Source organism: Coprobacillus sp., assembly GCF_984815275.1.
Genome location: NZ_CFJNYH010000015.1, coordinates 1 through 19717, shown reverse-complemented (window position 1 = coordinate 19717; position 19717 = coordinate 1). Strand labels below are relative to the sequence as shown.

The 19717-nt window shown below is 31.2% G+C and carries 18 protein-coding genes; 16 read left to right on the top strand and 2 right to left on the bottom strand.

Features of this window, described 5'->3' with window-relative positions:
- Nucleotides 1-77 precede the first annotated feature (77 nt).
- The 13 genes from vanR to AC5M21_RS06850 all read left to right on the top strand — a co-directional run bounded on the left by vanR (nucleotide 78) and on the right by AC5M21_RS06850 (nucleotide 12479).
- Complete coding sequence (gene vanR / locus AC5M21_RS06910; RefSeq protein ID WP_008788402.1) at nucleotides 78-758, top strand: VanR-ABDEGLN family response regulator transcription factor; 681 nt, start codon at nucleotides 78-80, stop codon at nucleotides 756-758.
- A complete protein-coding gene (locus tag AC5M21_RS06905) occupies nucleotides 751-1851 on the top strand; it encodes a sensor histidine kinase (protein ID WP_008788403.1) in 1101 nt (366 codons plus the stop codon). The genes vanR and AC5M21_RS06905 overlap by 8 nt, the downstream gene beginning before the upstream one ends.
- Nucleotides 1852-1922: 71 nt before the next feature.
- A complete protein-coding gene (locus AC5M21_RS06900) occupies nucleotides 1923-2678 on the top strand; it encodes a C39 family peptidase (RefSeq protein WP_008788404.1) in 756 nt (251 codons plus the stop codon).
- Between the two features lie 32 nt (nucleotides 2679-2710).
- Nucleotides 2711-3163, top strand: a complete 453-nt coding sequence (locus AC5M21_RS06895) for a GNAT family N-acetyltransferase (RefSeq protein ID WP_008788405.1) — start codon at nucleotides 2711-2713, stop codon at nucleotides 3161-3163.
- A 103-nt stretch (nucleotides 3164-3266) separates the two neighbouring features.
- Nucleotides 3267-3929 carry a response regulator transcription factor gene (locus tag AC5M21_RS06890; protein ID WP_008788406.1) on the top strand — a complete coding sequence of 221 codons (663 nt, stop codon included), beginning with the start codon at nucleotides 3267-3269 and terminating at the stop codon, nucleotides 3927-3929.
- Nucleotides 3914-4942, top strand: coding sequence for a sensor histidine kinase (locus AC5M21_RS06885; RefSeq protein ID WP_008788407.1), 1029 nt, complete (start codon nucleotides 3914-3916; stop codon nucleotides 4940-4942). Before AC5M21_RS06890 ends, AC5M21_RS06885 begins: the two co-directional genes overlap by 16 nt.
- A gap of 38 nt (nucleotides 4943-4980) precedes the next feature.
- The gene (locus AC5M21_RS06880; RefSeq protein WP_008788408.1) at nucleotides 4981-5661 is read left to right on the top strand and encodes an ABC transporter ATP-binding protein; all 681 of its coding nucleotides are present in this window, start codon (nucleotides 4981-4983) and stop codon (nucleotides 5659-5661) included.
- Nucleotides 5651-7870 carry an ABC transporter permease gene (locus AC5M21_RS06875; RefSeq protein ID WP_008788409.1) on the top strand — a complete coding sequence of 740 codons (2220 nt, stop codon included), beginning with the start codon at nucleotides 5651-5653 and terminating at the stop codon, nucleotides 7868-7870. Before AC5M21_RS06880 ends, AC5M21_RS06875 begins: the two co-directional genes overlap by 11 nt.
- Before the next feature lie 58 nt (nucleotides 7871-7928).
- Nucleotides 7929-8801 (top strand): methylenetetrahydrofolate reductase [NAD(P)H], encoded by an 873-nt coding sequence (gene metF, locus AC5M21_RS06870; protein WP_008788410.1) that lies wholly within the window; start codon nucleotides 7929-7931, stop codon nucleotides 8799-8801.
- Nucleotides 8794-9423 carry a vitamin B12 dependent-methionine synthase activation domain-containing protein gene (locus AC5M21_RS06865; RefSeq protein ID WP_008788411.1) on the top strand — a complete coding sequence of 210 codons (630 nt, stop codon included), beginning with the start codon at nucleotides 8794-8796 and terminating at the stop codon, nucleotides 9421-9423. Before metF ends, AC5M21_RS06865 begins: the two co-directional genes overlap by 8 nt.
- Nucleotides 9405-11768 (top strand): homocysteine S-methyltransferase family protein, encoded by a 2364-nt coding sequence (locus tag AC5M21_RS06860; protein WP_008788412.1) that lies wholly within the window; start codon nucleotides 9405-9407, stop codon nucleotides 11766-11768. The genes AC5M21_RS06865 and AC5M21_RS06860 overlap by 19 nt, the downstream gene beginning before the upstream one ends.
- A 2-nt stretch (nucleotides 11769-11770) precedes the next feature.
- Nucleotides 11771-11929 (top strand): hypothetical protein, encoded by a 159-nt coding sequence (locus AC5M21_RS06855; protein ID WP_008788413.1) that lies wholly within the window; start codon nucleotides 11771-11773, stop codon nucleotides 11927-11929.
- Between the two features lies 1 nt (nucleotide 11930).
- Nucleotides 11931-12479 (top strand): GNAT family N-acetyltransferase, encoded by a 549-nt coding sequence (locus tag AC5M21_RS06850; RefSeq protein ID WP_008788414.1) that lies wholly within the window; start codon nucleotides 11931-11933, stop codon nucleotides 12477-12479.
- Between the two features lie 14 nt (nucleotides 12480-12493).
- On the opposite strand, the gene AC5M21_RS06845 is transcribed toward AC5M21_RS06850, so the two are convergent.
- On the bottom strand, nucleotides 12494-14233 hold the full coding sequence (locus AC5M21_RS06845) for an ABC-F family ATP-binding cassette domain-containing protein (protein ID WP_008788415.1): 1740 nt from the start codon (nucleotides 14231-14233) through the stop codon (nucleotides 12494-12496).
- Nucleotides 14234-14325: 92 nt separating this feature from the next.
- Here AC5M21_RS06845 and AC5M21_RS06840 point away from each other — a divergent pair, with 92 nt between their 5' ends.
- Nucleotides 14326-15051: a restriction endonuclease gene (locus AC5M21_RS06840; RefSeq protein ID WP_008788416.1), complete on the top strand. Its 726-nt coding sequence runs from the start codon at nucleotides 14326-14328 to the stop codon at nucleotides 15049-15051.
- A 216-nt stretch (nucleotides 15052-15267) separates the two neighbouring features.
- A complete protein-coding gene (locus AC5M21_RS06835; RefSeq protein ID WP_008788417.1) occupies nucleotides 15268-17049 on the top strand; it encodes a glycoside hydrolase family 16 protein in 1782 nt (593 codons plus the stop codon).
- Nucleotides 17050-17095: 46 nt separating this feature from the next.
- Here the strand turns inward: AC5M21_RS06835 and AC5M21_RS06830 are convergent, their stop codons facing one another.
- Entirely contained in the window at nucleotides 17096-18034 is a 939-nt protein-coding gene (locus AC5M21_RS06830) for a hypothetical protein (protein ID WP_008788418.1), read from the bottom strand.
- Nucleotides 18035-18181: 147 nt separating this feature from the next.
- Between AC5M21_RS06830 and AC5M21_RS06825 the strand changes: the two genes are divergently transcribed.
- Nucleotides 18182-19501, top strand: coding sequence for a M18 family aminopeptidase (locus AC5M21_RS06825; protein WP_008788419.1), 1320 nt, complete (start codon nucleotides 18182-18184; stop codon nucleotides 19499-19501).
- The last annotated feature ends 216 nt before the right edge of the window (nucleotides 19502-19717 follow it).

The window sequence follows — 19717 nt, the reverse complement described above, 5'->3', positions numbered from 1 at the left end:
AATCCTTTTTTTCTTAAGAGTTTCTTAAAGAATTCACATAAATAATGTAGTATAATGTAGAAAAATGGGGTGAATACATGAAAGTATTAGTTGTTGACGATGAAAAAGAGATTGCTGATTTAGTTGAATTATATTTAAAAAATGATGGTTTTGAAGTTTATAAGTTCTATACTGGAAATGAGGCATTGCAATGTGTTGATGTACAAGATATCGATTTGGCTATTTTAGATATTATGTTACCGGATATTAGTGGATTAGAAATCTGTCAGACAATAAGAGAAAATTATAATTTTCCAATTATTATGCTGACTGCTAAAGAAACTGAGATTGACAAGATTACGGGTTTAACAATTGGGGCAGATGATTATGTGACAAAACCATTTCGTCCTTTGGAATTAATGGCACGTGTAAAAGCACAGTTACGTCGTTATAAAACGATGACTCCAAAAGAAGAAAAGAATATGGTGACAATTGGTGCTTTAACAATTGATCAAGATAATCACCAATGTATTTTAAATAATCAAACACTTTCTTTAACACCAACAGAATTTTCAATTCTTTGGTTACTATGTAAACATAAAGGCAAAGTTGTAACTGTTGATCAGATTTTTCAGGAACTTTGGGGTGAAAAGTATTATACAAATTCTAGCAGTTCTATTATGGTACATATTCGTCATTTAAGAGAAAAGATGGATGATTCAGCAGAAAATCCTAAATATATTCAAACTGTATGGGGAGTAGGTTATAAAATTGGGTAAAGATTATACAAGAAGATTTCAAACTGAAATTTTAAAAAAGCATTTCATGATTGCCTTGATATCTATTGTTATTATGTTATTGTTTTATTTTTTTGTAGATAATTTCTATAATGGTGCAGTTATTAATTTTATTCAAGATGTTTTTGGTTGGGATTTTGCATCATTTATATTACGAAATCAAACAGCTTTTGTATTTATTACAATTTTAGTTGTTTTGTTATTGAATTCTTTAATTGTTGAGGTTTATTCTATTCAAAAGATTTCTCATGTTTTTTCACAGATGAAAATCTTGTTTCAAAAAGATGATCAAAGAATTGTGTTGGATGAATCCTTACAAGAACTTGAAGATGATTTTAATGAGTTAAAAAGAGAAAGTATTGAAAATGAGAAGAAGGCTATTAAGGAAGCACAACATAAGGTTGATATGATTGCTTATCTTGCCCATGATATCAAAACGCCACTAGCATCTGTTATTGGATATTTATGTTTATTAGAAGAAACAGAAGATTTACCAGAAGAATTACGTCATAAATATACGCATATGACTTTAGAGAAAGCTTATCGTCTAGAAAAACTAATTAATGAATTCTTTGATATAGCAAAATTGAATCAATCTTATAGTCCTTTACATAAGGAAGAAGTATCCTTAAGTTATTTATTGGAACAAATGAAAGAGGAGTTTTATCCTATTATGAGTCAAAAACAACAGGAGATTGTTATACAAGTTCCAGAAGATATGATAATTTATGCTGACTCTCAAAAGATTGCAAGGGTCTTTAATAATATTTTAAAGAATGCTTTTTATTATGGGGATGAGAAAACAACTATAACTATTGAAGCAACAGAAGATAATGTTTATACGCATATCTTATTTCGAAATATAGGGCAAACAATTCCAAAAGATAAACTTAATGTTATTTTTGAGCAGTTTTATCGTTTGGATACTGCCCGCTCTTCAAGTACAGGAGGTTCAGGTTTAGGACTTTCTATTGCAAAATTAATTGTTGAACAGCATCAGGGAATTATTAAGGCTAAAAGTTATGATCATGTGACAACGTTTGAAGTTTTTATTCCACATACCAAGGCACTTTAAGAAAATCTTAAGATTATTTTAAACAATTCTCTCATTCTTTCCTCTATACTTTTGATTGAGGAGGAATCATAATGAGAAAAAAGATTATTGTTTTTATAGCCGTTATTGTGATACCAATTCTCATATTAGTTATTGATCATTTTGTTCTTAATGAACACATTCAAGTTGATGCTCAATATGATCAATCTCAGGAATGGCAGGATATTATAAAAAACCAAGATGATTATCCAACATCACTTTTAAAATTAGCCATGCACAATAAAGAAACAATTCCTTTTGTTTCTGCATATCCTCAAGAGCATCAAAAGAATCTTTCTATGAGTCTTGAAAATGATTTGAAAGATCGAGAAATCCCATTATTACTCCAATGGGATAAAAGATGGGGTTATAAAATGTATGGTGATGAGATGATGGGGATTAATGGATGTGGGCCAACATGTTTATCAATGGTTGTGAGTTATTTAAAACAAAATCCACAATATAATCCTTATTACATAGCTCAATATGCTTATCAAAAAGGTTATTATTCTCAAGCTGGAACTACTTGGGCTTTGATGAATGAAGGTGCTAGTCACTTTGGTGTGAAAGTTCAAGAATTATCATTAGATGAAAATGCAATTGCAGAGGCTTTGAAACAGGGACAACCAATTATTTGTAGTGTAAGGAAAGGTATTTTTACAAGTGAAGGACATTTTATAGTTTTAAGAGAGTATAAAGATGGACTTATTTATGTCAATGACCCCAATAGTCCTATAAAAAGTCAGAAAGGTTATACTTTTCAAGAACTTTATAGTCAGATTAGAAATCTATGGGTTTATAGTCTTTAAAATGTTATAATGCATCCAAGAGGTGATTGTTTATGGAAATACGTGAGGTTCCAACAAATCATTCTGACCTTCTTCAATTGGTGAAGGAATTGGATGCTTTTTTTGTGGGAAAATGGGGTCAACAAATTGCAGAGGGATATCAAGAACTTCATAATCTTTCTCAAATGGCATATGCACTCATTTGTTATGATAATAAGAAACCTGTTGGATGTGGATGTTATAAAGTTATAGATCATCAAACTGTTGAAATCAAAAGAATGTATGTTAATGAAAGATATCGCAGGCAGGGAATTGCAACAAAGATTCTTAATAGATTAGAAAAGAAGGCTGTTTCTGAAGGTTTTGTCATAGCGGAATTAGAAACAGGTAAAGATATGCAAGATAATATCTTAATGTATCAAAAATGTGGTTATGATCTTGTAGAAAATTATGGAGTATTTAAAGGTGATAATATTTGTATATGTATGAAAAAGAATCTTAAATAGATTCTTTTTCAATGTTTATCAAGAAAGAATCAATAAGCTTTATAAAAGCTTTTTTCTTTGTCTTTTAATTTATGATACAATAAATAAGAATGGGGTTGATAAAATGATTTTAATTGTAGAAGATGATATAGCAATTCAAGAAACATTAAAAGAGTTATTATGCATGAAAGGATATCAAGTTCAACAGGCATATCATATGAAGGAAGCATTGTTGTTAGATAAGAGTCATATAGATGTTATGATTATAGATATTCAGTTACCAGATGGAAATGGGATTACTTTATGTCAACAGATGAGACAACAATCACAAATACCAATTCTTTTTTTAACAGCAAAAGATGATGAACAAACGATTGTTGAAGCATTAAATGCTGGTGGCGATGATTATATTACAAAACCGTTTCGAGCAAATGAATTACTTGCGAGGTTGAATTGCATTATGAGAAGAATTGAACACAATCATGATATTATTCAGACAAATGATTTAAGTATTGATATAAGAAAATATCGTGTTATGAAAAATAATCAGGAAATTGTTTTAAGTGCTATAGGATATGAGATTTTATTTTTAATTGTTCAAAATCAAGGAATGGTGATTACTCGTGAGAGAATGATAGAATTCATTGAAGAAAAAACTGGGAATTATATTGAAGATAATACTGTTTCTGTACATATGAAAAGATTAAGGGAAAAGCTTGGACAATATCAGCAGCAGGAATATATTGAAACAGTGAGGGGGATTGGTTATAGATGGAAAAACATTTAAGAAAAAGTCAAACGCTTTATTCATTAAGTGCTTTTCTTTTCTTTTTTCTATGCATTGTCATAAGTTTATTAGGCTGGTATTTACAGAGTCTATATTTTTACTTAGCTATTATTGTATTTTCATTTTTAGGTTTGATAACACATACTGTTTATATTAATCATTTAAAAAAATCACTTTTAACCTTGATAGAGATGTGTGAGACAATTATTGATCAGTCAAACCAAAATATTCCAGTGATAGATGGCGAAAGTTATATTGCAGTTTTATCAAATCATTTGCATATGCTTGATATTCGCATGAAATCAATGTTGGAGAAACTTTCACAAGAACAGGAAGATTTAAAGGATTATATTGAAGATATTTCTCATCAAATCAAAACGCCATTAACAGCAATGCTTTTAAAAGAAGATATTTTGCTTGAAATGACTCATGGTGAAGAACATCGTTTAATTGAACAATTAATCTTCCAAACTCAGAAGATTCAATATTTTATTGAATCATTGCTTCATTTGGCTCAAATAGAATCACATAGTATCATATATCATTTTCAGGAGTTTACAATTGATGAAATTGTTCATGAAGTTGAAAGAAATCTTCAACCTTTGTTAGAAGAAAATGATGTTCATATTCAATTACATCAAAATGAAATTATATACTGTGATTTCCAATGGATGAGTGAAGCATTTGAAAATATCATTAAAAATTGTATAGAACAAAAACAACATTCCTCTGTTGAAATCACTTGTCAAAATCATCATACATATCTTCAAATTTCTATTCAGGATTATGGAAAAGGTTTTGTAGAAGAAGAACTCCCATATATTTTTGAGCGCTTTTCTCATCAACAATATCAAAAAAACAACAAGAGTATTGGGATTGGTTTATCTATTACAAAGGGGGTTATTGATGCTCATCATGGAACCATTGATGCGATAAATCATCATGGTGCATTATTTTTGATAACACTTCCACATAAAAGTACAAAAAGCAAATATACAGTCACGAACGAGTAAGAATACATCTGTATACTTATAAGTGAGGAGGGAGATATATGATACTTTTAGAACTGAAAGATGTAAGGAAAAGTTATGGTTATGATGAAAATAAAGTGAATGCAATCAATCATATTCATCTGACAATTGATGAAGGCAGTTTTGTAGCTATTATTGGTAAGAGTGGGAGCGGCAAATCAACTCTACTACACGTCATGGGTGGACTTACCAAACCACAGCAAGGGACTGTCCTATTAGAAGGAAATTCTCTTTATGATATGAGTGATGATCAATTATCACGTTATCGTCGAAGAAGGATGGGTTTTGTTTTTCAATTTTATAATCTTATTTCTAGTTTGAATGTTCTTGAGAATATTGTTCTTCCTATTCATCTAGATCATTTGAAGGAAGATAAAGAATATATTGATGAACTTTTAGAGTTCTTGGATTTAAAGGAAAAGGAGACAGCATTTGTAAGGGAACTTTCTGGTGGTCAACAACAAAGAGTTGCTATAGCAAGAGCGTTAGCTATGAAGCCAGCAATTATTTTAGCTGATGAGCCTACTGGTAATCTAGATGCTAAGAGTTCTCAAGAAGTTGTGACTCTTTTAAAGTTATCACAAAGACGATATAAACAAACTCTCATACTGGTGACTCATGATGAAATGATTGCATCACAAGCAGAGCGTATAATTACGATTAGTGATGGCGAGATTGTGAGTGATACAAATGAAAAATAATATTTTATTTCGTTTTACATTGGAAGATTTAAAAACACATCGTAAAGATACATTGATAGCCTTGATAACTTTAACTATTATTGCATTGATTTGTACACTAATGACTGCTTTTATACCTCTCTTTGCCAATCAAAGTATTGCAGATTTTCGCATTCAGCATGGTACATATGATTATTATTCTTATCATTTAGAATCTTTAGAAAAGCTAAATCAAATGAAAATAAGTATTAATGGTAAAGTCCAAAAACTTAAAGATGCAGATGTACTTTACAGTTGCATACAGAATAAAGGTTATGTTGTAACTGATGGATCAATAGATTATATATATGGTAATAAATCTATTATGGCGATTGAATTAAAATCAGGACGTATGCCTATCAATGACCATGAGATTGCCATTCAAGAAACTGTTTTAGAAAGCTTTGGCTATGACAAAACGTTGCATCAGATTGTTCAAATTCCTTATATTGGTGATGAAAAGAATCAGGTTGGAGAATGGGAAATTGTTGGACTTCTAGAGCAAACAGGTGATACAGCTATTGTTATAGGGGAACCTCCTTCAAATCAAAATTATCAAGTTTATATAGATGTGAAGGATGGAGACAAATTGGATAATGCTGAAAAATATGGATTGGTCAATACAATAGATAAAAATGCATATATTGATATGGCTTCATTGAATGTGTTGGTTGTTATGTTACAGTTTGTTCTTTTTATCATTGGCTGTACGATTTTGTTTGGTATGACAATTGCAGCTTTTGAAAATCGAAAAGATGATTACGCTCTTTTAAGAGGAATAGGAGCGACAAAGCGTCAGCTATATTTTATTGTTTTTATACAATCTCTTTTATTTATTGTGAGCTCATTAGTGATTGCCTGGACTGTGTCATCTTTGTTGATCTTTGTATTTAGTTATATTATAGAGACTGTTGTCCCCATTCAATTGCGCTTTTCACACTTTTTAGGCGTTATTGTGATTATATGCTTGATGACTCTCATCAGTTATTTTATGCCAGCGAGAAGTGCATGCTATCGTGCTTTAACAGGTTCTTTTCAAGGCAGTGAGTTCCAGTATTTCTATTATCGTTATAAAAAATTACACAGGATGCGACCATTATATTTAGGATGGCGTCAATTGGTTAGTCATAAGAAACAAATGATTGTGAAAATATTTTTAATATTTATTGCTTCATTAATGATGATGAAAATTATTGGTGATCGTATCTCAATTTTGAATTTGTTAAGTCAAAAGGAGAGTCTTAATCAATCACATACACAAGAGGAAATCAGTTTAACTTATGCTCCGTCAAGAGAAGATGTCACTTTTATTACAACCAAAGATTTAGATGCTTACAAGCCTTATGCTCAAGATATGCGATATTTTCATGTTATAGATTATGAAAATGATGCAAGATATTTTGGAGAAATTTATTGTTATGATGAAGATGTAAAGGCTGAATTTCAGATTCAAGAGGATATTTTGCCAGGAGAGGTTATCGTCAGTGAAAGATTTAAAGAAATAAATTTTGATACGGAATTGGAGAACATAAATGGTAATGGAAAGATTGTGATGTCAGGAGAAAGTTATCAGATTGTTTCACAGATACCGGATGATAAACCTTATATGATTATGTCAGCAAAAGATTTTCAAAATTATGGAGATATAGAACATTATCAGCAAGTCAAAATATATTTTCATGATATTCATCAGAAAACAAAAGGTTTAGTTGCATATGTTCAACAGAATTCTGAGTGTAAATACAGCTGGGTTGACAGTCTTTATACCGCTCAATTGAATATGAATATGAATATTGAAGAAAATACACAAAATATTCCATTTATAGAAATCAGTATCATGTTGGGAACTGGAATCATATATATTTATCAGTTATCTTATGAAATATTGAAACAGCGAGAGACAATTGGAACATATCAATTATTAGGTATGAGAAAATTTGAAATTTGGAGAATATATGTTTATAAATCAGGTATGATTGCTTTGATTGGTTTTGTTTGTGCAGTCTATTATCATTTCGCTGATATTTATTTAAATTATGGATTGAATAATATCTATTTTACACCTACACATTTTTGGTTACAACTTCTCCCATCTCTTTTGTTTATCTTGAGTTTGATTGTTTTATCATTACTGCCAATTTATTCAATATTAAGAAAAGATGGATTAGAAAATAAAAATATCAGAGAATAGTTTTGACTATTCTCTTTATTTGCTTTAAAATATAGCAAAATGGAAAATTTCGGAAATTTTGAAAAATAAAGCAACAATTTCTTTTGAGGTTTTTCCTCCAAAGAATAAAGAAGGGGATATTTCATCAATTTATAGAACAATTGATGAACTGGCAAAATTGAATCCAGATTTTATCAGTGTGACATATGGGGCAGGAGGTTCTACAAAGGGAAAAACTGTAGAAATAGCTTCTAAGATTAAAAATGATTATCATATTGAATCTGTTGCACATTTAACTTGTATCTCTTCTACAAAAGAGGAAGTCTTGGCAATGTGCCAACAATTGAAAGATAACAATATTGAAAATATATTATCTTTAAGAGGTGATTATCCTCGTGATGATTCTTTTGATAAAGAAAAACTTGAATTTCATTATGCAAAAGATTTAAATACTTTAATTACAAATGAGTTTCCTCATGATTTTTGTTTGTCAGGAGCTTGTTATCCTGAAGTTCATACTGATGCTGCATGTTTTGAAGATGATTTAAAGGCATTGAAAGAAAAGGTTGAAGCCGGAGCTGAATATTTAATTACACAAATATTCTTTGATAATAACTATTATTATAGATTGGTGAAAGAAGCGAGAAAAAGAGGGATTACTGTTCCTATTTTGGCTGGAATTATGCCAATTACAAATTCTAAATCTTTATTGCATACTGCTAAAATGTGTGGTTGTTCAATTCCTTATCAGTTGTCTACAATGATTGAATCTTACTATAATTATCCATCAGCAATGAAAGAGATTGGCATCAATTATGCGACACATCAGATCATTGATTTAATTACCAATGGTGTTGATGGCATTCATATTTATACAATGAACAGACCAGAAATTGCGCAAGCCATCTTTCGCAATATTCCAACGGTCCTTAAAGAATTAAATCATGAATAAAAAAGCAATCTTGCAGTATCTCAATTGTTTTGGTCAAGTTGATGAAAAAACAAATCAGCTTATTGATGAATGTATAGTAGAAGTTCAGCAGTATGCACATTTTAAAGTCGTTCATCAGAATTTTTCATTAACTCATGGACCTATTGGTATTCAAGAATTAGATTTATCATTTTGTTCAAATGATTTAGAATTCTATATGAAAGAATGTCAAACATGTCTTGTCATTGCTTGTACATTAGGAATCCAAATAGATCGTCAAATTAAATATTATGAACATATTGATATGGCAAGAGCCATTGTTTTTGATGCTGTGAGCAGTCGTTATTTAGAAGAATGCTGTGATGAATATGAAAAAATATTAAATCTTGGTGAGCATACTTTTCGCTTTGCACCAGGTTATGGTGATTTGCCCTTAGTATTAAATAAAACTTTATCAAGAGTTTTAAATGTTCATAAAAAGATTGGTGTGACATTGAGTCAGAGTGGTTTATTTATCCCAATGAAGTCAATGCTTGGAATCATTGGAATAGGAAAATCACAACAAAAATCTTGTATGTCTTGTGTAAGAAAAGAAAGTTGTGAATTAAGAAAGGGAGGTCAAAGATGTTACGTGAAAGATTAGGAAAAGATTTATTGATCTTTGATGGGGCTATGGGGACTCAACTTCAGGAGGCTGGTCTCAAAGCTGGTGAAATTCCTGAAGTTTATAATATAGAACATCCAGAGATTATAATAGATATTCATTCTCGTTATTTACAATCTGGTGCCAATTTCATAACAACCAATACTTTTGGATGTAATCCTTTGAAGATGGCTGATAGTGGTTATTGTTATTGTGATTTATTAAAGGCAGCAGTGAAGAATGCAAGGATAGCTAGAGACAAAGTGAATCCCAATGCTTATATTGCTTTAGATATTGGACCTATTGGTCAACTCTTAGAGCCACTTGGAACACTGACATTTGATGAAGCATATGAAATGATTGCATCACAAATTTTAATAGTCAAAGATCAAGTTGATGTTGTGTTATTAGAGACAATGACTGATTTATATGAAGTCAAGGCAGCAATACTTGCTGTGAAAGAAAACAGTGATTTACCAGTCTTTGTGACTATGACCTTTGAACAAAATAAGCGTACCTTAACTGGAACTGATCCCTTAACATTTGTGAATGTTGTGGAAGGTTTAGGGGTTGATGCATTAGGAGTGAATTGTTCACTAGGCCCAAATGAATTAAAGCCTATTATTGATGAAATACTAGAAGTTTCTTCAATTCCTGTCATGATTCAGCCTAATGCTGGACTACCATGTTTACATAATGGTCAAACTTGTTATGAGGTGACAAGTGATGAATATGCCTTAGCCATGATCGATTATATGCAAAGGGGTGTCAGTATTGTTGGTGGATGTTGTGGGACAACACCAGATTTTATTGCGGAACTGAAAAAAAGAGCACCACAAAATGTCACTTCAAGAGATGTCAAACGTTTGACTCGTGTTTCTAGTCAAAATCAAACAGTGACATTTGAAGGACAAGTTGTTGTTTGTGGTGAAAGATTAAATCCAACTGGAAAGAAAAAATTAAAAGCGGCTTTAAAAGAAGAGCGTTATGATGAGTGTGTTGTTGAAGGAATCAAACAACAACAAGCGGGAGCAGATGTTTTAGATGTGAACGTTGGATTACCTGGAATAGATGAACCAGCAACAATGGTGAAAGTGATGAAGCTTTTACAAGAAGTTATTAATCTACCATTACAGATAGATTCCTCATCTCCAGAAGCCATTGAGAAGGCTTGTCGTTATTATAATGGAAAACCATTAATCAATTCAGTGAATGGAAAAGATGAAGTGATGGAAGCGATTTTCCCAATTGTTAAAAAATATGGTGGTGTAGTGATTGGTTTGACATTAGAAGATGGAATTCCATTATATGCACACGAACGCTTAGCTATTGCAAAAAAGATCATTGACAAAGCCAGTGAATATGGCATTGCTAAAGAAGATATCATTATTGATTGTTTAACATTAACAGCTTCAGCTCAACAAAAAGAAGTTCAAGAGACATTAAAAGCTTTAACTTTAGTCAAAGAAGAACTTGGTGTGCATACAGTTTTAGGCGTTTCTAACGTTTCTTTTGGATTACCAAATAGACCATTATTAAATAGAACCTTTTTAGCATTAGCTATGCAATCAGGCTTAGATTTACCAATTATTAATCCATTAGATCAAGAATTAATGGGAACAATTGATGCTTATAATGTTTTGTATCATTTCGATAAAGATTCATCACGTTACATTTCAAAACAATCACAAGTGACAACACTTGCTCCTTTAACCACATCTTCATTCACTTTAGAAGATATGATTATTCATGGATTAAAAGATGAGGTTCAGGCAAAAACAAAAGAACTCTTACAAGAAAGAGAAGCCATGGATGTGATTAATAATGTCATTATTCCAGCCTTAAATCGTGTTGGAAAAGATTATGAAACGAATAAAATTTTCTTGCCTCAGTTAATTCAGTCTGCTGAAACGACAAAAAAAGCCTTTGAGGTTGTGAAATCAACATTTCGTGTAGATAGCCAGTCAAAAGGTCCGATTATGATGTGTACTGTGGAAGGTGATATTCATGATATTGGTAAGAATATTGTGAAAGTTGTTTTAGAAAGTTATGGGTATCAAGTCATTGATTTAGGAAAAGATGTGAAAGTTGAAAAGGTTGTTGAGGCGTATCACAAGTATCAACCTAAAATGATTGGGCTTAGTGCTTTGATGACAACAACAGTTGTGAATATGAAAAAGACAATTGAGGCTTTACATAAGGTCAATTGTCAATGTCCAATTTGGGTTGGTGGAGCAGTTTTAACTCAAGAAATTGCTGATGAAATAGGGGCAGATTATTATAGTGAAGATGCTATGGCATCAGTTACGTTATTAAATCATATATTTGATGAAAGAGGTGAATAAAGATGGCTTTAAAAGTAAAATTAGAAAATCAGGATGTTGATACATCAAAAGTTGATATACCATTATTTGCAACTGCTGATGATGCAGTCAAAGATATTAAGCTTGATGAAAAGACCGTTATAAAAATAAATGTTGAAGATTTGAAAAAGGAAGAAAAATAAAATGAATGCACATATAGATGTTACAGATGTTATTTTAGAAACAGAAAGATTGATATTACGTCCTTGGACAATGAATGATTTAGATGATTTTTATGAATATGCTTCTCAATCTGGTGTTGGTGAAATGGCTGGTTGGAAAGCACATGAATCTATAGATGAATCTCGTAAGATTTTAACTATGTTTATGAAGGAAAAAAAGACATTTGCGATAGAATATAAGGATAATCATAAAGTGATTGGAAGTCTTGGCATAGAGGTAGATCGTTTAAAAGATGATCCAGAGTATCAATCATTATATGGACGAGAAATCGGTTATGTTTTAAACAAGGATTATTGGGGAGCAGGACTTATGCCAGAAGCTGTTCAATGTGTGATTCAATACTGTTTTAAGCAACTTCATTATGATTATCTCTTATGTGGATATTACAATAAGAATAATAAGTCAAGAAGAGTTAATGAAAAATGTGGTTTTCAATTTCTTAAAGAGGTTGATTTTCATACAAGAATGGGCACTGTTGAACCTGGTAAATTGAATATTATTAAAAAATAACATGTATGATCATGTTATTTTTCATTCTGTTCTTGTTTTTCTAGAAGTTCCATCCATCTCATTTCAGATTCTTCAAGCTGAAGTGAGAGACTATCACGTTCTTTGAGCATAGCTTGGATGATATCAAATTCGATTACTCCATCCATTTTTTTATCAATATCTTTGATTTGCTGTTCTAACTGAGGGACAAGTTGTTCAAGTGTATCTAATTCCTGTTTTTCTTTATAAGAAAGTTTAATTTTCTTTTTTCTTTCCCTAGGAGCTTGAGAAGTTGTGACTTTGGTTTTTTTGGAAGAACTTTCTAAGTCGATATATTCACTATAGCCTCCTATATGATAAGTTATCTTTTGATCTTTAAAGACAAAGAGCTCATCACAAATACGATCTAAAAAGTAGCGATCATGTGAAACAGTTAATATAATACCATTAAAATGATCTAAATAATCTTCTAATATCTGTAATGTCATAATATCTAAATCATTCGTTGGTTCATCTAAGAGTAAAACATTTGGAGCACTCATTAAGATCTTTAATAAATATAAACGACGCTTTTCACCACCCGATAATCTTTCTATGGGTGTATATTGCATGTCAGATTCAAAAAGAAATTTTTCACACATTTGTTTGGCACTTAATTGACCATCACTTGTCTTTAAAACATTAGCTGTCTCTTTGATATAATCAATGACACGCATAGATGGATCCATATCACCATGACCTTGCTTGAAATATCCAATCTTAATTGTATCACCAATAATAACTTGTCCATATGTTGGTTTAATAATACCTGCAATGATATTGAGAAGCGTAGATTTTCCACAACCATTTTTCCCTAATATACCAACCCGATCATTTCTTTTAAAGTGATAAGAGAATGGTTCAAATAAGAGATGATCATAAGACATGGAAACATCTTCTAATTCAATTGTTTTTTTCCCTAGTCGAGATGAGACACTTAGCATCTCAACATTTTGAATTTTCTCTATATCCTTTTGATTATTTAATTCTTCAAATCTTTGCAAACGATCTTTACTTTTTGTAGAACGTGCTTGGACACCAGCACGAACCCATTCTAATTCTTTCTTTAAAAAGAGTTTTCTTTTTCTTTGCGTTGATAAAGCAATTTCTTCTCTTTGGGCTTTGAGTTCTAAGAAATGTGAGTAATTGGCTTCATATTCATAGATTTTTGTACGATCGAGTTCAAATATCTTATTTGTAATTCTTTCTAAGAAATAACGATCATGTGTCACCATAAAAATTGCTTTATTAAATTTTATTAAATATCTTTCTAAATACTCAATCATTTCATTGTCTAAATGATTAGTTGGTTCATCTAATAATAATAAATCACATGGTTTTAATAATGTAATTGCAAGAGCAACCCTTTTTTGTTGACCACCAGATAATTCTTTTATACGCTGTTCATAATTTGTAATACCAAATTTATTGAGAATCGCTTTGACTTCATAATCTGGAATATCATGACCAACATATTCATAGACTTGTTTTAAAACAGAATAATCATCTTGAAAATGAGGATTTTGTGAAAGATAACTGATTTGAATATCTTTCTTTTTTAAGATATCACCTTGATAATTCTCTCTATCAGAAATCATTTTAAGAAGCGTAGATTTCCCTGTGCCATTGACACCAATTAAAGCAATCTTATCTTGCTCATTGATAGTGAAAGAAACATCATCAACAATACATTTTAAATTATTATATTTCGTTATATGTGAAGCAGTTATAAGCATAATCGTTCTCCTTTACTTTCTCTATTTTATCATGACTTTGACTTTTGTAAATATGATATTATGATATAATAAGTAAGATTGGAGGGATTGTTATGAAAAAGTGTATTATTTTTATACTTAAAATTCCTTTTTTACTTATCAAATATATTTTATGTTTTATAAAATGGATACTTAAAATGCTGTTTGGTTGGATTTTTGGCTGGATTCCTGATTTTGATGAAAGAATGAGTGGTGAGGAATTTGAAGAGTATGTGAAAGAAATCCTCAAACGCAATGGTTTTAAATCACTTGAATTAACAAAAAGAAGTGGTGATTATGGTGTTGATATTTTGGGTAAATATCAAGGAGAAAGTTATGCTATTCAATGTAAAAAATATGCAAAGCCTGTTGGTGTTGCAGCTGTTCAACAAGCTTATTCAGGATGTCAATATTATGAATGTGACTGTGCTGTTGTTGTAACAAATCATCGTTTTACTGCCCAAGCTATTGCTTTGGCTCATACCAATCAAGTTGAGTTATGGGATGGTCAATATTTGAATTCGTTGAAACATAAAGCCAATACTCGTTCTTTTTTTCATAAAAATCATGAAAAGATGAAGGAACATCCTTATCAGCATATTATTGATTTATTATTGGATGAGGGATATGCTTCAACATCTTTATTGGTTGATCATTTTCACTATAGTCAAGAAAAAGCATTTTATATTTTAGAAGATTTACAGTTTCATGATTTGGTTTCTTCTGAAGATCATTTAGGAATGAGAGATCTATATTTCTTATCTCAAGAAGAAGCAATGAATATATTAAAAAATCGATGATATTCGACAAAGAGAACGATAATAGTTCTTTTTTTGATTTTTTCTATGCTTATTCGACACGTTGTATTGATGGTTTTGTTGAATAATGAGAGATATTTTGGCGTTGAGATTGAATGTTGTTATGAATGATATATATAATATTTTTGTGAAAGCGTTAACATTTTGGAGGTGCAATTTCAACGGTTTCATAAATAGAAAAAAGAAAGGATAAATATTATGGGAAAACAAAAAGTATTGAAAACATGTCTTGTTGGTGCTTTAGTTTGTAGTTTGGGAATAGGTTTAGCAACAACAGCTCATGCGCAAAGTGTTGATACAGAGTATGATTTAATTGAATTGAATCGTGATAAAAACCAAAATCTCATTATTGATAGTTCATTTGAAAATGGTCGACAGCATTGGAAAACAACAGGACAAGGGACTTTTACTGATTATCCAGAATGTGCTGCTACAGGATTATGGTGTGGATTATTACCAGCCAATACAAATAATGCCTGTGTCTATCAAGTTATTCAGGTCAAACCAAATACTGAATATGTAGCCAAAGCAAAAATATTATTAGCATCATCTGAAGCTTCTGCTTTTTTCAATGTGAAAACCCCTGATGTCTCAACACTGATTAACAATGCTGAAGTTGTGGTGACATGTACACCAGAACAGGCATGGCAATATCAGGATATTGAGTTAATCTTTAATACTGGAAATTATTCAGAAATAGCAATATGTGCTATGAAATGGACAGACAATACGAGTGATGCGATTTATCGAGGACAGGTCTATGTAGATGATGTGTCTTTGGTTGAAAAGAATCCTTCAGCTGCCCAACAGTATGATATTGTCTGGGCTGATGATTTTAATGGTCATGAGCTTGATACAACACAGTGGGGGTATGAGTTAGGCTGTGTCCGTGGTGTTGAACAAGAACATTATGTGAATGATAAGGAAAATGTTTATTTAGAAAATGGGAAATTGGTTTTAAAGGCAACTGATAGACCTGTGGAAGATCAATACATAAATCCAAGAGGTAACCGTAAAGTTATTTATAATTCAGGGAGTGTTAGAACTCATGGAAAAAAAGAATTTCTTTATGGAAGAATTGAAATGAAAGCAAAATTACCAAAAGGACAGGGAGTATTTCCAGCATTTTGGACATTAGGTTCTGATTTTGTTTTAGATGGTGATATTAACTCTCAACAAGGTTATGGTTGGGCAAGATGTGGTGAGATTGATATTATGGAACTGATAGGACAAGCAGGTGATAATAGTTATGGAAATCGTACCGTTTATCAAACTGCTCATACTGATAATAATCGTGTTACAGAAACAAAATTAGCTGGAACAGCATATACAATTGGTGAAAATTTTAATAATGAATATCATGTTTTTGGAATAGACTGGTCACCTAATAAGATTGAATGGTATGTTGATGATGAAATTGTTCAGTCTGTAGATTATAGTCATTTACCAATTGCACAAAAGGCTTTGAATAGACCACAATATATTCAAATGAATCTTGCAATGGGTGGAAATTGGCCAGGTGACGTAGGAACTGGATTGGCAGGAACAGAATTTGATATTGATTACGTATATTATGGACAGAATGCTAGTCAAAAGGCTGCTGCAAAAGCTTATTATGAAACTGCCCCACATATGACTGGATTGCAAAATATAACGATGGTAGAAGGTGAGATACCAGATCTACTCAAGAATATTTCAGTAACTGAAGGATATCATGTTGATTTCTCTATTGATGATGAATATATGTTTCAATCACATGGTGGAAGAACTGAATGCTCATTAAGATGTAAAGGGAAAGATGATGCTGCAACTTTAGCTACTCTTCCTGCAGGAAAATATAACATTCATTATACTGCAATACCCGATGAGGTCGAATTTGAAACAGATCAATGGGATTCAAGTTTACTTGTCCCGCTTGCTGAAAAAGAATACAAGTTTGATCGAAAAACAATGATTTTAACAATTGTTAAAGCAGAATAAAACTATAAGCACCTCCAATAAACACAAAAGACATAGTCTATAAAAACTATGTCTTTTCATATATAGAACTGTTTTCTTTAGATATTAAAAAAGCAAAGAGAATAAGTAATGCAAATCCCATAGCAATAAGGAATGGATAAATGATTAATAAATCAGGAGATAAAATCATTGGTAAAATGGCAATTGCACCTATAGGCGGAAAGAAGATTTTCAATGAATATATGATTAAAAGTAAAATAAGAGTTATAAGGGCAACTGTTATTATTAAAGGAATTTGATATTGGAGTGTGAAAAAGTATCTTGCATAAGCACTGATAAATGCGATAAATATTGTTAAGCCATAGAGACGAGGGGCTTGACTACGTAATTTTTTATGATTTCCACTGAGCTCAAAAAAGGCAACAATAAGGGGAGGAGCAATTAATAAACGGATTTCTAGACGTGTAGCGACAACAGCAAGACCAATAACAACAAGAAGTCTTTTTAAAAACAACCATAATTCATGGTGATAATCAAACTCAACAGGTTGGTATTGATAGATATGGGAATACTCATAATCTTGTAAAAATTTTTGAACAATAACAATAATTATTGTCATAAATGTTGCAGCAATAGGATAAATCCATGACTCAGTGCCCATGAGAATGGGGAGAATACATGCTGAGATGAGTGGTGCAAATGTTGTTTTTGATATAAGCAGACCAACTGAGCATATAGTAAAAGCAACAATAATTTTCAGTTCAAGAAAAATATCTATATATCTGACCATGAGTACTCCAAGAATTGCATAAATCAGAATTAATAAAATAAGTTTTATTGGTGAAGTTTTCCAGACTTGTTTGGGTGCTAACCACGAACCTATTGTTAAAGCTGTAATTTCTGGAAAAATGATTTCAGGTTCATTTAACCATTGAGAGACTCCAACCATTAGACAAACCATTATAAAGGTGAGTATATATGGTAATAATTGTTTTTGAGATTTCATTATATCATCCTTTCAATGGTTCTATTCTACACATCATGATATAAAAAAGCAATTAACTTTTGTGAGTGGATGAGAAAGTGATTGATATTTTTCGCAAAGGTACATAAGATATGATATAATGACAGATATATATGGAGGTAGAAATGAATGTATAAAGAAATATCTGAAGAACTGGTATCATTTATCAAAAAGAGTCCAACTGCATTTCATGCAATTGAACAAATGAGTCAAATATTAAAAGCCAATGGATATCAGGAATTATTAGAAAATGAGAGCTGGTCTATTGTACCAGGGGGGCGCTATTTTATAACAAGAAATCAATCTAGTATGATGGCATTTCATTTAGGTGAGGATTTAGATTGTTATAGTTTTAATGTAGCTGCTTCTCATAGTGATTCACCAACATTTAAAATGAAAGAAAATGCTGAAATAGAAGTGAGAGGAAAATATACACAGTTAAATACTGAAGGTTATGGTGGTATGCTTTGTTCAACATGGTTAGATAGACCATTATCTATAGCTGGACGAGTTTTGGTACGTGATCAAGATTGTTATAAGAGTCAATTGATAAATATTGATAGAGATTTGGTTTTAATTCCCAATGTTGCAATTCATATGAATCGCAATGCAAATGATGGAGTGACATACAATAAGCAAGTTGATATGCTTCCTTTGTTTGGTGGCAGTGAAACAAAAGCAGGTGATTTCAAGAAATTAATTGCTGAGTATTTAAATGTCAAGGTTGAAGATATTTATGGAAGTGATTTATATTTATATAATCGAATGCAGCCTTCTGTTTGGGGTGCTCATGAAGAGTTTATTTCATCACCACAATTAGATGACTTACAATGTGCATATACATCTTTACAAGGATTTTTAAAAGGAAATAATGAAAAATCCATTAATGTTATAGCGTGTTTTGATAATGAAGAAGTTGGTTCTGGAACAAAACAAGGAGCAGGATCTACATTCCTATATGACACACTTTATCGTTTGAATAAATCATTAGGAAAAACAGATGAAGATTTCTATCGTGCACTGGCATCAAGTTTTATGCTGAGTGCTGATAATGCTCATGCGGTTCATCCAAATCATCCTGAAAAAACTGATGTGCAAAATTGTGTATATATGAATGAAGGTGTTGTGATTAAATCACATGCTGGACAAAAATACACAAGTGATGCAGTGAGTATTGCAATATTTAAAGGGTTATGTGAAAAAGCAAATGTTCCAGTTCAATTCTTCTCAAATCGTTCTGATGTATTAGGGGGAAGCACGTTAGGAAATATTGCTATGGCACAAGTTTCAATGAATAGTGTTGATATTGGTTTACCACAACTAGCAATGCATTCTTCATATGAGACTGCAGGTATTAAAGATACTTATTACATGATTCAAGTCATGGAGGAATTCTTTAATAGTCATATTGAAAAGATAAGTTCAAATGAATTCAAAGTTATAAAATAAAGAGTTATACGATGGCTGTAATGAAATAATGATTTTGTTACAGTCTTTTTTTAGTTTTAACTAGAATCACATGTCAATTAAATAAAATTCACTTTTTTATAAATAATAGAAGAAAAATAGCAAAGAAATGATGAATATATAAGTAGGGGAATCTTTTTGAGTGTTTACTTTAAGCAATTGTTGTGGTATATTGTTTATAGATACTATCTCTGCTTA

Bases quoted from the DNA above. Each gene is read 5' to 3' on its own strand.
- AC5M21_RS06850 (WP_008788414.1), top strand. From the start codon at position 11,931: ATGAATGCACATATAGATGTTACAGATGTTATTTTAGAAACAGAAAGA.
- AC5M21_RS06900 (WP_008788404.1), top strand. From the start codon at position 1,923: ATGAGAAAAAAGATTATTGTTTTTATAGCCGTTATTGTGATACCAATT.
- AC5M21_RS06885 (WP_008788407.1), top strand. From the start codon at position 3,914: ATGGAAAAACATTTAAGAAAAAGTCAAACGCTTTATTCATTAAGTGCT.
- AC5M21_RS06855 (WP_008788413.1), top strand. From the start codon at position 11,771: ATGGCTTTAAAAGTAAAATTAGAAAATCAGGATGTTGATACATCAAAA.
- AC5M21_RS06830 (WP_008788418.1), bottom strand. From the start codon at position 18,034: ATGAAATCTCAAAAACAATTATTACCATATATACTCACCTTTATAATG.
- AC5M21_RS06880 (WP_008788408.1), top strand. From the start codon at position 4,981: ATGATACTTTTAGAACTGAAAGATGTAAGGAAAAGTTATGGTTATGAT.
- AC5M21_RS06890 (WP_008788406.1), top strand. From the start codon at position 3,267: ATGATTTTAATTGTAGAAGATGATATAGCAATTCAAGAAACATTAAAA.
- AC5M21_RS06895 (WP_008788405.1), top strand. From the start codon at position 2,711: ATGGAAATACGTGAGGTTCCAACAAATCATTCTGACCTTCTTCAATTG.
- AC5M21_RS06835 (WP_008788417.1), top strand. From the start codon at position 15,268: ATGGGAAAACAAAAAGTATTGAAAACATGTCTTGTTGGTGCTTTAGTT.
- AC5M21_RS06825 (WP_008788419.1), top strand. From the start codon at position 18,182: ATGTATAAAGAAATATCTGAAGAACTGGTATCATTTATCAAAAAGAGT.
- AC5M21_RS06840 (WP_008788416.1), top strand. From the start codon at position 14,326: ATGAAAAAGTGTATTATTTTTATACTTAAAATTCCTTTTTTACTTATC.
- vanR (WP_008788402.1), top strand. From the start codon at position 78: ATGAAAGTATTAGTTGTTGACGATGAAAAAGAGATTGCTGATTTAGTT.
- AC5M21_RS06860 (WP_008788412.1), top strand. From the start codon at position 9,405: ATGTTACGTGAAAGATTAGGAAAAGATTTATTGATCTTTGATGGGGCT.
- AC5M21_RS06845 (WP_008788415.1), bottom strand. From the start codon at position 14,233: ATGCTTATAACTGCTTCACATATAACGAAATATAATAATTTAAAATGT.
- AC5M21_RS06865 (WP_008788411.1), top strand. From the start codon at position 8,794: ATGAATAAAAAAGCAATCTTGCAGTATCTCAATTGTTTTGGTCAAGTT.
- AC5M21_RS06875 (WP_008788409.1), top strand. From the start codon at position 5,651: ATGAAAAATAATATTTTATTTCGTTTTACATTGGAAGATTTAAAAACA.